Source organism: Marinobacter sp. F4218 (assembly GCF_019443085.1).
Taxonomy (GTDB): domain Bacteria; phylum Pseudomonadota; class Gammaproteobacteria; order Pseudomonadales; family Oleiphilaceae; genus Marinobacter; species Marinobacter albus.
The window spans coordinates 793,485-806,356 of sequence record NZ_JAHZIL010000003.1; the positions used below are offsets into that span (position 1 = coordinate 793,485).

Here is a 12,872-nt window from a genome sequence, read left to right on the forward strand (position 1 = left end):
GGGTAGCCGGAGATATCTGAGGAAACGCTGATTACTTCGGCTTGAGTCCATGCTTTGGCAAAATCGAATCCCCGACGTGAACGGTTTCTGGCCAAGATGGAACAGCTGGTGTTCTGATTGTCCATTATCTCCTTTTTCAGGGCTTGCATGCCGCAAACACCATCGTCGTTATGAAATGGTGATCACGTCGTTATCGTTATATGAGGAACTCTCGTTAGGGATGGCAGAAGCTAAACTAAGTCCGTTGGAAATCTTGCGGGCTGGAAGGCAAAACGCGACAAATATACTGCCAAGGAGAATCCACCATGTCACGTATCGCTCTGCTTTTACTGGGAAGCTTTCTCATGACCAGTCTGGCTCACGCAGACCCCGGCCAGCCGAATTTCATGCCCGCCCTTTGGGGTGATGGCGAAGTCTGGGGCACCAAAGGAACCACCACCTTGCCGGCCCCCGGGACCAACAACGTTCAATCCTTTGACGCCCTCTATGTGGTGACCAATTCCAATAACCCGGAAGGTCAGCTGCCAGTCTCCGAAGCAGCGCCTGGCAATCCGGCCTATAATGGGGGCCGTTGGTTCACACACACTGTAGAATGGACCGGACCCGGGTTTATGTATCATGGCATCGTGCCGGTTCTGACCTCCGATGAGGACATCGACTATCACGAAGCCATGGGTCACCTGGTCATCACTCCGGGATCTTTTCCGGACGGCCCGCCGGTCTACTTCCAGTGTCCCTTGCTTCCCGTAAAGTAAGGTAAAGCTGAGAGCGGGCTGAGTCGATCAGCCCGCTTTTCACGTTCACTCCTTTCCAGACTTCGCACAACCATGCCAGCACATATCGCAAACCGAACCGCCTCTGGAGAGGGTATGCAGGCGAGTGTAATGTCCGTGCTGACCGTCGTTGGCGATTACATCCGCGCCCGGCCAATCATAAAGACACCAGGACTTAAAGAAGGCATCGAGCTCGCCCTGGTCGCCATTCAATTCGATGACGCGACGAACAAAGGTTTGCGGTGGGCAGTGGGTCCAGTGCGTATGGGTATTGCTTCCTTCCGTCCATACTTTCACTTCATAACCTGGAGCACCCGGCGCGCTGAACGGGAAAACCATTAGCGCCCGGAGAACCCTCTCCATGCGCCTTGCAGGATTGCGGCTAGTGACACGAAAAGGCATAGATACGGCCGTTAGCATCCAGTTATAAACCTTCCAGCCCAGATCGCCCACCAGTGTTTTGGCATACTCCGAAGGCACTCCGCGGGCCATCATCTCCTGGTACGCGGCTGTCGTGATTACTGAGAGAAATACGGTAAGACGGTTGCCAAAGGTAGGCAAATGATCGAGTTCGGCAATTGACATCAGCAAGTCAGACCGAGTCCATGTTTGCTTGAGATACTCTTTTACATCTGACTCAAGCCACCGCCCCCTTTCCGGCTCTTCAAGATCCAGTAGCCGGCCCTTCAGAACCTGACGGGCGGATCGGCGAAAAATTGGCTTAAAGATCCTTTTGCAGCCACCTATAAATGTCCGGTTCAGCAAACTCATTTTTTTGTTCTGGAGTGACATGACAGACCTTCCCCCAAAAGGGTTTCTGCTCTATCAATTTAACACCAAAACACCGGCTCATCTTCACTTCCGCGTTTTTGCCTGAGGTAAAAATAAGGCGCTCAGAAATTTCATGCCACTCTCGCTTTTGGTGTAAACGAGGAAGACCGACTCCTGATTTTCGATCCAAAATAAAGCTGTCCCGTTTTTATTACTGCTAACATGGCAATGAACCATCCAAGACAGGGACAGCTCAGAGAAGATGAACACTAACTACAAAATCGCCCTCCTCATCGACTGTGACAACGTCAGCCACCAATCGATTGAAGGAGTGCTTCAGGAACTTGCCAAGTACGGTGCAGTGAACGTACGCCATGCCCACGGCAACTGGAATGGTCCGCAACTGGGTGGCTGGATCGAAAAACTGCACGCGAACGCCATTCGGCCAGTTCAGCAATTTGCCTACACCTCTGGCAAAAACGCCACTGACGCCTCAATGATCATCGACGCCATGGATCTACTCTACAGCGGAAATGTCGATGCCTTCGCACTCATGACCAGCGACTCTGACTTTACGCCCTTAGTCATGCGCATTCTCGAGGCCGGGCTACCGGTATTCGGTTTCGGCGAGCGCAAAACTCCCATGCCCTTTGTGAACGCCTGCTCCCAATTTATTTACACAGAGAACCTGCGCGAAAGCAGTGAGGAAACCGATAGCGCCAGCGACGAAGGTGCGCCCAAACCAACTGTGGAAACCAAATGGGGCCGCAACAAATTGCGGGGTGACACCATTCTGGTGCGGACTCTCAGAACGGCGGTGGAACAAACGGCTGATGACGATGGCTGGGCGCATCTCGGCAAGGTTGGCCAGTACATTTCCAACAACAGCTCTTTCTCCCCCGTGAACTACGGGTACAAAAAGCTGAGTGACCTCATTCGCGCCAGTGAATTATTCGAGATGAGCGTCCGGGACAAGAACGTTTTTTACATCAAAAGCCCCTAGAAAGCAGATCTGTCCCGGTTTTCATGGCGTTCAAAGAAAGGAGAGTATGACTCGATGACGACCAACCTGCCCTTCTCTCAAGCTTGCGAGAACAACAAAGCCCCGATCCTGGGAAGACTGCGTGAGGTTTTTGAGGCACCGGGCAAAGTATTGGAGGTGGGGACAGGCACTGGACAGCACGCCGTGCATTTCGCAAAGGCCATGCCCCACCTGCAGTGGCAACCGACCGACCATCCCGATGCTACACACATAAGTCGCCCTCGATTGGAACGGGCCGCACTACCCAATATTCTACCGATCATTGATCTGGACGTTGGTACTGACCACTGGCCCGTTGAATCCTTCACCTGGGCCTTCTCCGCAAATACCGCGCACATCATGGCCTGGAGCGAAGTCGAACAGATGTTCCGGGGTATCGGTGAGCGCTTGCCAGAGGACGGTGCCTTCTGCCTGTACGGCCCGTTCAATAACCGTGGCGAATACTCGAGTGACAGCAACCGCCGTTTTGATCAGCACCTGAGATCCCAGGCCGCTCATATGGGCATCCGGGACCTGCTGGACCTCAGCGCTCTGGCGGAATCGGCCGGGATGACGCTTGCCGAAAATCACCCCATGCCTGCCAACAACCGGCTACTCGTGTTTCAACGAATGCCATGAGATTACAGCCATTGGCTGATCTTCAGGTTCTCCTTGTTGTCGCACCACAGACCTGGCCCGATTCACGACTTCTGCTCTCTATCACGCCCAGTCCAGAGTTACGATACGCAAAAATTTGGGCATCGAGCATTTCCTTAGGCAAAAGGGGTAACTGAAACAGTGAAATACAATTGGATCGGGAGTTTCGTGGGGCTTGCCCTGGTCGCAGTGGGAGTTTCCGGATGCATGGATACCAATCGCGGTTGGGACAGCGTCGAGAACGCTCCCAGTAGCTTTACTAGTGAAGGGGAACGCCTCTATTTTACCGGCGTCTCAAACTCCGGTGAGCGGATCCGTCCTGTGGGTGGGCACCATCATATGCAGATGCATGGTGGCAGCTGTGCCACATGCCACAGTGCGGACAAGCAAGGCGGCGCAATCATGTGGCCTCGATTCTGGGTGGTGGCTCCGGCTTTAACGGAAGAGGCACTGGAGCAAGAGCATAACGACGGCCACGACCATGCATCCTACGACGAATCATCGCTTAAAGACGCCATCGTGAACGGCATCGGTCCCGACGGGGAGCCATTAGACGATACGATGCCACGGTGGCGAATGTCCGAAGAAAGCCTGAATGCGCTGGTTCACTATCTGCTCGGTGAACATTCACATTGAGCCGCTGCTTGGCTGATTGAGAGTGCAGACAAATCTGGATCGAAACTGAACTGACGCTGCGGGCCGGATTGATCAAACCGGCAGTTCGATGATTTCACCCGCCACGCCGTCTTCGCTCACTTCCAGCCGCCCTACCGTGATCGGCAGGGTAAAACGCCGGGGCCCGGCGCCACCGGGATTGAAATAAAGCACGTCGCCGATCCACTCGTTACGGGGTTTGTGGGAATGGCCGGCGATCACCACGCGATAACGGCCTTGCGGATCGATGTCGAGGGTTTTGACGTCGTGGAGCATGTAGAAAGCGTGGCCGAGGAATTCCAGATCCTGAACATCGGGAAGCTTCGCGGCACGGCCTGTTGTGTCGATATTGCCGCGAATCGCCACCACCGGCGCGATGGACTCCAGCGCTTCCATAACCTCGTCGCGCCCGACGTCACCGGCGTGAAGAATCACGTCCGCGCCCTTCAATACCTCAAGGGCTTCGGGGCGCATCTTGCTGTGGGTGTCTGCGATGACGCCGATTTGCATGTTTACGCCCCCTTAATTCCTCAATGATGATGCCCACCCGGCCCATGCACATGGCCGTGCGCCAGCTCTTCCGGATCGGCAGCGCGGACTTCAAGGATTTCGATATCAAAGGTCAGGGTTTTACCGGCCATCGGATGGTTGGTGTCGACATCGGCAAACTTGTGGCCGACCTTAACGACAACCACATGGCGAGGGCCGTGCTCGGTTTGCACCTGGGCGATCATGCCCTTCTTCCAGCGTTTGGCACCGACCAGATGCTTGATTGGCATACGTTGCAGGGCATCGTCCTTGCGCGGACCGTAGGCTTTTTCCGGAGTGACGGTAACGCTGAACGTATCGCCGGCATCGCGACCTTCCAGGGCTTCTTCCAGGCCCCGGATAACGCCGCCGTGGCCATGCAGGTAGGCGTTCGGCTCGCCGCCGTGGGAGTCTTCAATGACGTTGCCCTGATCATCACGGACGCTGTAGTGAAACATGACGACTTGGTTCTTTTCGATTGGCATAGGGTTCTCTGCGACGGTTTAAAGTACGCCATTATAGCCGGCAGCGGCGCCGACTTCAGGGGAGAAAAAACCATAACGAAAAGCAGGCAACCCCGAAAAGCAGCACTGAAAAATGGACAGCCAGGTTCTTCCGGGTAGTTGGGGAGGGCTTTCTGGTGAAACTGAAGTAATCCTCACCAAACAACCCCACCCCGCAGCCCTCACAGTAGTTTTTGGAGTAGGAAACCCTCAGCGCCGATGGCTCAAATTTTTTCCGACAGCTGTAACAACTAGGCTTAATCATTTCGCACTCCGGCAATCAGCCTCTCCTTGCTTGAAGAACACAGAATCCTTTCTGTGCGGTCGGGAGGCATGATAGCTGAGTTGACGGTCACTTGGGCACTTTAGGCTTCATTCGCCTTTCGATAAGTACCCTGATAATCAAAGATCCGTTCCTGCACCTGCCAGTAATGCTTCTGCTTGCGGGCTATCACAAAATCCGGTGCCGACAACAAGGCTTGCAACTCAAGCACCTCATCCGCCCTGCTGAACGCTTTCGGGGCCTGGCTGTTGGCGAAACGACGTCCGAACAGCTTGTTAAAGACGGTGCGCTGTGCCGGCTTGCTGAAATCAAACGACTCGCTGAGTTCTTCCCCATCCTCGCCGTGGTAGGTGATCTTCAGCTTGCTGCCGGCGACACTTAACGTGATGCCGGCGCAGCGGATTACCATGGCGTCCTTGAGTTTGAGGGCATCTCGTAGCTGATCATCCGGGTCGATAATGGCTTTTCGACACTGCTGACAGTTACGGGCCGCGATGTCATTCTCGCCACCGCAGTGCGGGCACTCCTTGAACCGGAAACGGTAATCGCACTGTTCAGGACGCTCGTTCTGCAAGGCACTCTCACCCTCTTCCGCAGGCTCCAGCAGTCCCTGACAACGGCGCCCGTAATGCTCGATCACGCGGCCGTCACTGTCTGATTTACCCCAGAAGATATTGGCAAAACCACAGCCCGGGCAGAACACCTGCACCGGCTCGCTATCGGGGTTCGGTTTCGGCTCCCCCACTTCCGGGTGATGCAGGTTCACGCTGTTGCCCGCGTAATCAATCACCAGACAATCCTGCTTGCCTTCGTCCAGACGAAGCCCGCGGCCCACAATCTGCTGATACAGGCTGACCGACTGGGTAGGCCGAAGAATGGCAATGAAGTCCACATGGGGCGCATCAAAGCCCGTGGTCAGCACGGACACATTCACCAGATACTTCAACTGCCGCTGTTTGAAGCGCTGGATCAGCAGATCCCGATCTTTCAGATCGGTCGCGCCGGTCACCAGGGCGGTCTGGTTTTCCGGCAGATAGCCGGTGATCTCCCGGGCATGGTCCACCGTGGCCGCAAAGATCATCACCCCCTGGCGCTCAGTGGCCAGCTCCATCACCTGCTCAATGATGGCACGGGTCACACGCTTGTGTTTGCTCAGCAGCTGGTTGACGTCCTTCTCGGCGTATTCGCCAAAGCGATCCTGAGCCAGCGCGGAGAAATCGTATTGCGCCACCGCCGCGTTCACCAACTCGGGTTTGGTGAGATATCCCCGACTGATCATGTAGCTCAACGGCAATTCGTAGATGCAGTGCTGGAAGGGCTTATCCTGCTCTTCACCAGAGCCGCGAACAAAGCCCCGGTAGTGATAGCGGTAGATCCAGCCCATGGCCAAGCGATAGGGGGTGGCGGTGAGCCCGAGCACTTTGAGGGAATCGTTCTGTTGCCGTAGCAGCTCGATGATCCGTTGATACTGACTGGTTTCCTCACCGCTGACCCGATGGCACTCATCGATGATGACCAACGAATACTCATCCCGGAACTGATCCAGATTCGCCGATACGGACTGCACGCTGGCGAAGGTTACCTGATGCCGGTTTTCCTTACGCTTCAGTCCGGCGGAGAAGATGCCGCCTTCTAATCCATAGCTCTGGTACTTGGCGTGGTTCTGCTCCACAAGCTCTTTTACGTGGGTCAGCACCAGAATTTTGCGGCGGGCCAGTCGGGCCAGCTCGGCAATGACCAGGCTTTTACCCGCACCGGTTGGCAGCACGATAACGGCGGATTCATCCGACTTGCGGAAATGGTTTAGCGTGGCATCGACCGCTTCCTGCTGGTAAGGCCGCAGCTTGAAAGGCGCATTCATTCGTGGTGCTTAATCGCTATCAGGAGGAGAAGGCGGTCATACTAGCAAATGCAGCTGCCGTTGCCTGTGAGGCATCAATAAATCTGTCCCGGTTTTTTCATCACCCGTAGTAGGCCTGTAGCTGTTAAATCAGCCACGAAAGGACTAAATTTGAGGTGATAAGCTGCGCATGCAGAGCCAGTAACTGGCAGTTCGTATTCAGACTCTGACCGGAGTAGACATGCCGGCTCCACCACCAATACGGTCCACTGGAGTCATGTCATGAACACAATCTCTTACTTAGTACTTGCGGTTACTCTGAGCTTTATCCCTCCCGCGTTGGCACATCAGGACACCATGAATGAAGATCATCCTCATAGCGCCGGGGATGACGTCGGCACCGTCAATTTTCAGGCCGACTGTGATGACGGTGTGCGCGCTGACGTCGATCACGCACTGGGCCTGATGCATCACATGATGTACACCCAGGCCCGCGCCGAGTTCAGCGCCATTATCCAGGCCGATCCCGACTGTGCCATGGCCCATTGGGGTGTCGCCACATCGCTGTTCCAGCCATTATGGGGCACAACACCGACTGCTGAGGATATCACTCTGGGTCGCCAGGAAATCCAGCAAGCGCGTGACGCTGCCGAAGATGAGCGTGAACGGCTGCTGATAGACGCTACCGCTGCGTTCTTCGAGCCGGATACCGACCAGGTCCGGGAGCGGCTGGCCGGCTGGATTGAGGGTATGGACCAGGCCTATCAGGCCTTCCCGGACGACGCTAACGTCGCTACCCTTTATGCCTTGTCCCGCTTGACGCTGGCGCTTTCCGCCGAAGACCGCAAGGCGCTGTACAACGAAGCAGAACAGGTACTGCGTGCGGTTTGGGAGGCCGAGCCCACCCATCCCGGGGCCGTGCATTACTCCATACATGCCACGGATGCCGATGGCCGAGCTGGGAACGCCACTGAAATCGTGGACTCCTATACCGGGATAGCCCCCAGCGTTCCCCATGCCTTGCACATGCCGTCTCACATTTATGTGCGGCTCGGTGACTGGCCCCAGATGATCGAATGGAATCAGCAGTCCGCAGACGTGGCGGTCGATCACAAGGTCGATGGCGCCACGTCGTTCCACTACATTCATGCCCTTGATTATCTGGTCTATGGCCACCTCCAGCGGGGTGAAGACAGCGCGGCACGCAGCGTCTGGGAGTCCGCCCAGGCCAACGGACCACACCAGGCCAATTTCCCCGGCGCCTTCCACCTGGCATCCATCCCCGCAAGGTTGGCCGTTGAGGAGCGGGATTGGGAAGCGGCGGCCGCCATTACCCCTCGTGCGGTCGACTATGTTAACTGGGACATGTTCCCCTGGCCCGAGGCTCTGAGTTGGTTTGCACGCGGGCTTGGGGCCGTCCACACCGGTGATCTGGAAGCCGCCCGCACGGCTGAACAGCGCCTAGAGACTCTGGCGGAAACCGCCCGGTCCGCTGCCGATCCGCGTTTCTCGACCTACATTGAGGTGGATCGGAGGATTCTTGCCGGGTGGATTGCGCAGGCCGAGGGTGAACCAGACCGTGCCATCGAACTGATGCGTTCCGCCGGGCAGCTGGAAGCCAGTGTCGAGAAGCATCCGGTCAGCCCCGGAACCCTGCTCCCCCCCTACGAGGCTCTTGGCGATCTGTTACTCGCCCTGGATCGCCCGGCCGAAGCTCTCGACGCTTATCAGCAGTCCGATCAAACCTGGCCGAATCGGTATAACACCCTGGAAGGAGCGGCCCTTGCGGCCGATCTGGGCGGCGATACCGGATCCGCCGGGCAGTGGGCCCGTCGACTGCTGGAGACAGCCCCGGAAACAGAGCGCGGCTCGATCAAACGAATACAGATGCTGGCAGGGAGAAGCTAGGCGCGTCCGGGCGGGAGCCTCCAGGTTCCCGCCCGGAGGCCGGTTTTCCTGTGAGCCGGATAATTCTGGCTCGAAGAACATCATCCGGAGCTGCGCGGGTCGGGCGTCTCTTCATTAAGCCAGGTACCGCAGTGTTTACAGTATTTGGCGTCGACTTCATGGCGATGTTTACCGCATCCCGGGCAGGCTTCATCGGAGTAACGTTCCGCGCGCAGGGTGCGAATCACTTCCGCGGAAAAAACCCCGACGGGCAGCGCGATGATCGAGTAGCCCGTCAACATGATCATCATGGAAATGAACTGGCCCCAGCCAGTCACCGGGGTTATATCGCCATAGCCCACGGTTGTCAGTGTCACGATGCCCCAGTAGATCGATGTGGGAATACTGGTAAAGCCGGCCTCGGCCGGCTCAATCAGATAGAGCAAAGAAGAGAAGATGGTGACGACCATCAGCACGGCAAACAGAAAAAGCAGGATCTGGTGCCGGCTGCGAATCAGGGCTTCCATCAGCAGGCGGCCCTCGCCCACTACCGTCATCATTTCCAGTACCCGGAACAGACGCAGGGTCCGCAGCAGACGCACGACGACGAGAGTCTGGGCCCCCGGGAACAACAGCGCCAGCCAGGTGGGCAAGACAGCCAGCACGTCGATAATCCCATAAAAGCTTTTCAGGTAAAGCTTCGGTTTCTCCAGGCAATAGATGCGCAGGGCCAGCTCAATGGTGAACAGCAGCGTTACGCCCCACTCCACACCAAAAAAAAGCTCACCGTAGCGGGCGTGATATTCCGGCACACTGTCCAGGAGAATAATCCCCACGCTGAGGAATATCAGCAACGCCAAAAAAACATCAAAGCCCTTGGCCAGGCGGGTATCAGACTCGAAAATGATCTGGAAAAGGCGTGTTTTAATTCCCAGGCCACCGGGTTTTATAGTCGCCATCCAAGCTGCCTCTCTACCAGTTACTGAAAGTCGAAAATCCGGCGAATAGGTGCAACCCAGGACTACTAATCCTGCAAACCGCCGTATTGCCCCTGAACATTGACTGTAGACGCTAACCGTTTTGGTTGCCGCAGCGATCATGCCCAGGTCCGTCGCTACCCTCGAACTGCCGAGTATGCGCAACAAATACATAAAGATTATAATCACGGACTAAGCCAGACCCACTCTACTTCTGAACTCCAAGCCTCAGGCCTATTACTGTGAGCACCGTCCATCGAAGTAAGAAAAACCAGGCCAGGCCAGTTCGCAAAGGTCTGCACCCGAGGAATCTACACAACCAAGGCTATGACTTCCCAGCTCTCGTAAAAAACCACCCAGCGCTAGCTCCCCATGTGAAACCGAACGCTCACGGCGACCTTTCCATCAATTTCGCAGACCCATTGGCAGTAAAAACTCTCAACGCCGCGTTATTAAACCGATACTACGACATTGTCGACTGGGATATACCAGAAGGCGCGCTTTGCCCTCCAATCCCGGGCAGAGCCGACTATATCCATTACATTGCTGACTTGCTTGGGCCTGAACAGCCCAACATCAAGCTGCTCGATATAGGAACTGGAGCAAATGGAATCTACCCGATACTGGCCTGCCAAATTTACGGCTGGCAGTGTGTCGGTAGTGACATTAACACTCAGTCGCTTGAGAACGTTGCCACGATAATCGCCAACAATCCCACACTCAAAGACCGCTTCGCGCTGCGCACGCAACCCGATAAAAACCACATTTTTGAAGGGATCATTCAAGCCGGGGAGTTCTTTGACGTCAGCGTGTGCAACCCACCCTTCCATGCCTCGCTCGATGAAGCAGTTAAAGGTAGCCAGCTTAAACTCAATAACCTTGCTCGTAGTCGAGGTGAACAGAAAGCAAAAACCAAATCCCCCACTCTGAATTTTGGCGGACTGGGAGCAGAGCTTTGGTGCAAGGGGGGCGAACAGCTGTTTCTCAAAAAGCTAATAAAAGAAAGCCAGGTGTATTCAACTCAATGCCGCTGGTTTACCAGCCTGGTTTCAAAAGCCGACAATGTTAAGCCTGCAAAGAAGTTGATTCGTAAGCTCGGTGCAGTCGATATACGGGAAATAGAGATGAAGCAGGGCAATAAGATTACGAGGGTATTGGCCTGGACATTCATCTGAGCGAAGGGGCTTTTGAACGCCCAATTCAGCCAGTGAACATCAACACCACACCAAGCCCGTAGAGCACCATGATCGCCAGACTCTCTGCACCGATTCGACCGACGCCATAGCGTTCCCGACGTATCAGCCCCATGATCAGGATGGCCGACATCAAGAGGGTCAGTGCGACCCAACGTTCCGAGTCGGCGGTCATCGTGTGGTAGAGCGAGCCGTCCCGGTAGGCGATGTCCGAAGCGGCCATGAAAAGCGTATCGAAGGCATTCCCACCGATGATGCCAGCCACCGCGAGTGTGAGCGCACCCTGCCTTACCGCGGCAATTGACGTTACCAGCTCCGGAATGGACGTACTGATCGCTGTCAGAAGAACACCGACGATTGTCTGGCTTAACCCGGCTTCCGAGCTGATTGTCGTGGCGGCGGGCTCCATTACCAGGCCAGCCACTCCAAGCGTTGCCATGAGCACTGTGAATTCCGTCCAGAGACGGCTCATTGATGCCAGTTGGTTCTTGGTCTCCGGCTCGTCCTCCCGGGTCTCACGGGTAATGGAGGGGCGCCACATGGGGTTGTCGCCGGCACTCTGGATGAGCCGGGTGCCGTAGAAATAGAAGCCCAGCAGTATTGGGGTAACGGGGTGGATGTTCCAGAGGGTCACATCCGGCAAGCTCGGTGCCAAAAGGATCAACGCCAGGAGCGCGATCAGCAGTCCGTTCTGCATCATGTTCGGGGCTGAGGCAGCTGCGTGTTCCAGGTTCGCGCGACGATAGACAATGTCGGCAATGGCCAGGAAAAAGGTCTGCACCGCGATGCCCCCAAGGGCATTACTGACAGCCAGCTCCGGGTGCCCCTGGTAGGCGGCCGTTACCGAGAGCACCGCACCACTTAGGGATGTCGCTGCCCCCAGAAGCACGGCTCCAGCTGTCGCCTCACCCAGCCCGGTCCGGTCGGCGAGCTGGTCGACCACGCGCGTGATGCGTGTCCCCGCGATAGCAATCACCAGGGCACAGATACTGAAAACCACGATGCTCTGTAACAGCGTCCAGCTGTCCGGATCCATGATCGGCACCATCGCCCTCCCTTATAAAGCCGGGCACAATCACCCTGGCCTGTCTTGGCACCAGCTTCTCCTTGCTGTTGAAGCACAGAATCCGTTCTGTGCGCTGGCAGCCGATGTTAACCGAGGTACCGGCGGTGTTGGTAGCGACTCAACAAGTCCCGATAAAGCCGATTATTCCAGTTCTGAACGATAATCTGGGACCGGAACAGTTGCCACAATTCCCAGGAATAAACGATCAAAAGAAGGATAACACCCGGCCAAACGAAACCAGCTGCGAAACACCCAATAGCAAAAAGCAAAGCACCAATATCAATCAGCCCCGATTGCCAGCGCCCCAGATAAAAATGGTGCAATCCGGTGATAAAAAACCAGTTCAATGCAGCATATGTGTCCGGATCCTTAACCGCTTTCCCCGCTTGCCGATAGAATTCTGCCCGCTGCTCATCTGAAAGCTCGCGAATCGCCTTTCTGAGCGAATCTTCCTCGGCATCAACTTCTTCTTGTTTCAACATGCTCGATATCCCAGGTGACCGGCTCGATGCATTTACAGATCGCGTCCGACCTGTTGCACCTACGAAGACGGTGAAAAGTTAATGCCAGGCCTTTGCGAAGACCGAATTGCCGGATAGCCTCTTCAGAATAGGCAGAGCAACTCGGTTCAAAATTGCAGTCGATGCCAAACCATCGGATGCCGCCACCCGTTCGACGATAAAACCCGATGGCCTTCAGAGCTAACGTCTTCAGCACCT

At 55.8% G+C, this 12,872-nt stretch carries 14 protein-coding genes; 6 read left to right on the plus strand and 8 right to left on the minus strand.

Going from position 1 to position 12,872, the window contains the following annotated elements; translation table 11 throughout:
• Positions 1-305 precede the first annotated feature (305 nt).
• Positions 306-755, plus strand: coding sequence for a hypothetical protein (locus K0B93_RS07675; RefSeq protein ID WP_219866648.1), 450 nt, complete (start codon positions 306-308; stop codon positions 753-755).
• A 45-nt stretch (positions 756-800) separates the two neighbouring features.
• On the opposite strand, the gene K0B93_RS07680 is transcribed toward K0B93_RS07675, so the two are convergent.
• Positions 801-1,565 carry a hypothetical protein gene (locus K0B93_RS07680; RefSeq protein WP_219866649.1) on the minus strand — a complete coding sequence of 255 codons (765 nt, stop codon included), beginning with the start codon at positions 1,563-1,565 and terminating at the stop codon, positions 801-803.
• Positions 1,566-1,806: 241 nt separating this feature from the next.
• Between K0B93_RS07680 and K0B93_RS07685 the strand changes: the two genes are divergently transcribed.
• The 3 genes from K0B93_RS07685 to K0B93_RS07695 all read left to right on the plus strand — a co-directional run bounded on the left by K0B93_RS07685 (position 1,807) and on the right by K0B93_RS07695 (position 3,858).
• Positions 1,807-2,547 carry an NYN domain-containing protein gene (locus K0B93_RS07685; RefSeq protein WP_219866650.1) on the plus strand — a complete coding sequence of 247 codons (741 nt, stop codon included), beginning with the start codon at positions 1,807-1,809 and terminating at the stop codon, positions 2,545-2,547.
• A 54-nt stretch (positions 2,548-2,601) separates the two neighbouring features.
• On the plus strand, positions 2,602-3,204 hold the full coding sequence (locus K0B93_RS07690) for a DUF938 domain-containing protein (protein WP_219866651.1): 603 nt from the start codon (positions 2,602-2,604) through the stop codon (positions 3,202-3,204).
• Positions 3,205-3,429: 225 nt separating this feature from the next.
• Positions 3,430-3,858 carry a c-type cytochrome gene (locus tag K0B93_RS07695; RefSeq protein WP_219866652.1) on the plus strand — a complete coding sequence of 143 codons (429 nt, stop codon included), beginning with the start codon at positions 3,430-3,432 and terminating at the stop codon, positions 3,856-3,858.
• Between the two features lie 72 nt (positions 3,859-3,930).
• Here K0B93_RS07695 and K0B93_RS07700 read toward each other — a convergent pair whose 3' ends face one another.
• From K0B93_RS07700 to K0B93_RS07710, 3 genes are all read right to left on the minus strand, one after another.
• The gene (locus K0B93_RS07700; protein ID WP_219866653.1) at positions 3,931-4,386 is read right to left on the minus strand and encodes a metallophosphoesterase family protein; all 456 of its coding nucleotides are present in this window, start codon (positions 4,384-4,386) and stop codon (positions 3,931-3,933) included.
• 20 nt (positions 4,387-4,406) lie between these two features.
• Positions 4,407-4,889, minus strand: a complete 483-nt coding sequence (locus K0B93_RS07705) for an FKBP-type peptidyl-prolyl cis-trans isomerase (RefSeq protein ID WP_219866654.1) — start codon at positions 4,887-4,889, stop codon at positions 4,407-4,409.
• A gap of 383 nt (positions 4,890-5,272) precedes the next feature.
• Positions 5,273-7,051, minus strand: a complete 1,779-nt coding sequence (locus K0B93_RS07710) for a DEAD/DEAH box helicase (RefSeq protein ID WP_219866655.1) — start codon at positions 7,049-7,051, stop codon at positions 5,273-5,275.
• 261 nt (positions 7,052-7,312) lie between these two features.
• Between K0B93_RS07710 and K0B93_RS07715 the strand changes: the two genes are divergently transcribed.
• A complete protein-coding gene (locus K0B93_RS07715) occupies positions 7,313-8,938 on the plus strand; it encodes a hypothetical protein (protein WP_219866656.1) in 1,626 nt (541 codons plus the stop codon).
• Positions 8,939-9,018: 80 nt separating this feature from the next.
• Here the strand turns inward: K0B93_RS07715 and K0B93_RS07720 are convergent, their stop codons facing one another.
• Positions 9,019-9,876: an ion transporter gene (locus K0B93_RS07720; protein WP_219866657.1), complete on the minus strand. Its 858-nt coding sequence runs from the start codon at positions 9,874-9,876 to the stop codon at positions 9,019-9,021.
• A gap of 260 nt (positions 9,877-10,136) precedes the next feature.
• Here K0B93_RS07720 and rlmF point away from each other — a divergent pair, with 260 nt between their 5' ends.
• Positions 10,137-11,069 carry a 23S rRNA (adenine(1618)-N(6))-methyltransferase RlmF gene (gene rlmF, locus K0B93_RS07725; protein WP_219866658.1) on the plus strand — a complete coding sequence of 311 codons (933 nt, stop codon included), beginning with the start codon at positions 10,137-10,139 and terminating at the stop codon, positions 11,067-11,069.
• A gap of 25 nt (positions 11,070-11,094) precedes the next feature.
• On the opposite strand, the gene K0B93_RS07730 is transcribed toward rlmF, so the two are convergent.
• From K0B93_RS07730 to yidD, 3 genes are all read right to left on the minus strand, one after another.
• A complete protein-coding gene (locus K0B93_RS07730) occupies positions 11,095-12,135 on the minus strand; it encodes a sodium:calcium antiporter (RefSeq protein ID WP_219866659.1) in 1,041 nt (346 codons plus the stop codon).
• Positions 12,136-12,239: 104 nt separating this feature from the next.
• Positions 12,240-12,635: a TM2 domain-containing protein gene (locus tag K0B93_RS07735; RefSeq protein ID WP_219866660.1), complete on the minus strand. Its 396-nt coding sequence runs from the start codon at positions 12,633-12,635 to the stop codon at positions 12,240-12,242.
• The gene (gene yidD, locus K0B93_RS19470) at positions 12,613-12,870 is read right to left on the minus strand and encodes a membrane protein insertion efficiency factor YidD (protein WP_219866661.1); all 258 of its coding nucleotides are present in this window, start codon (positions 12,868-12,870) and stop codon (positions 12,613-12,615) included. The genes K0B93_RS07735 and yidD overlap by 23 nt, the downstream gene beginning before the upstream one ends.
• Between the last annotated feature and the right edge of the window lie 2 nt (positions 12,871-12,872).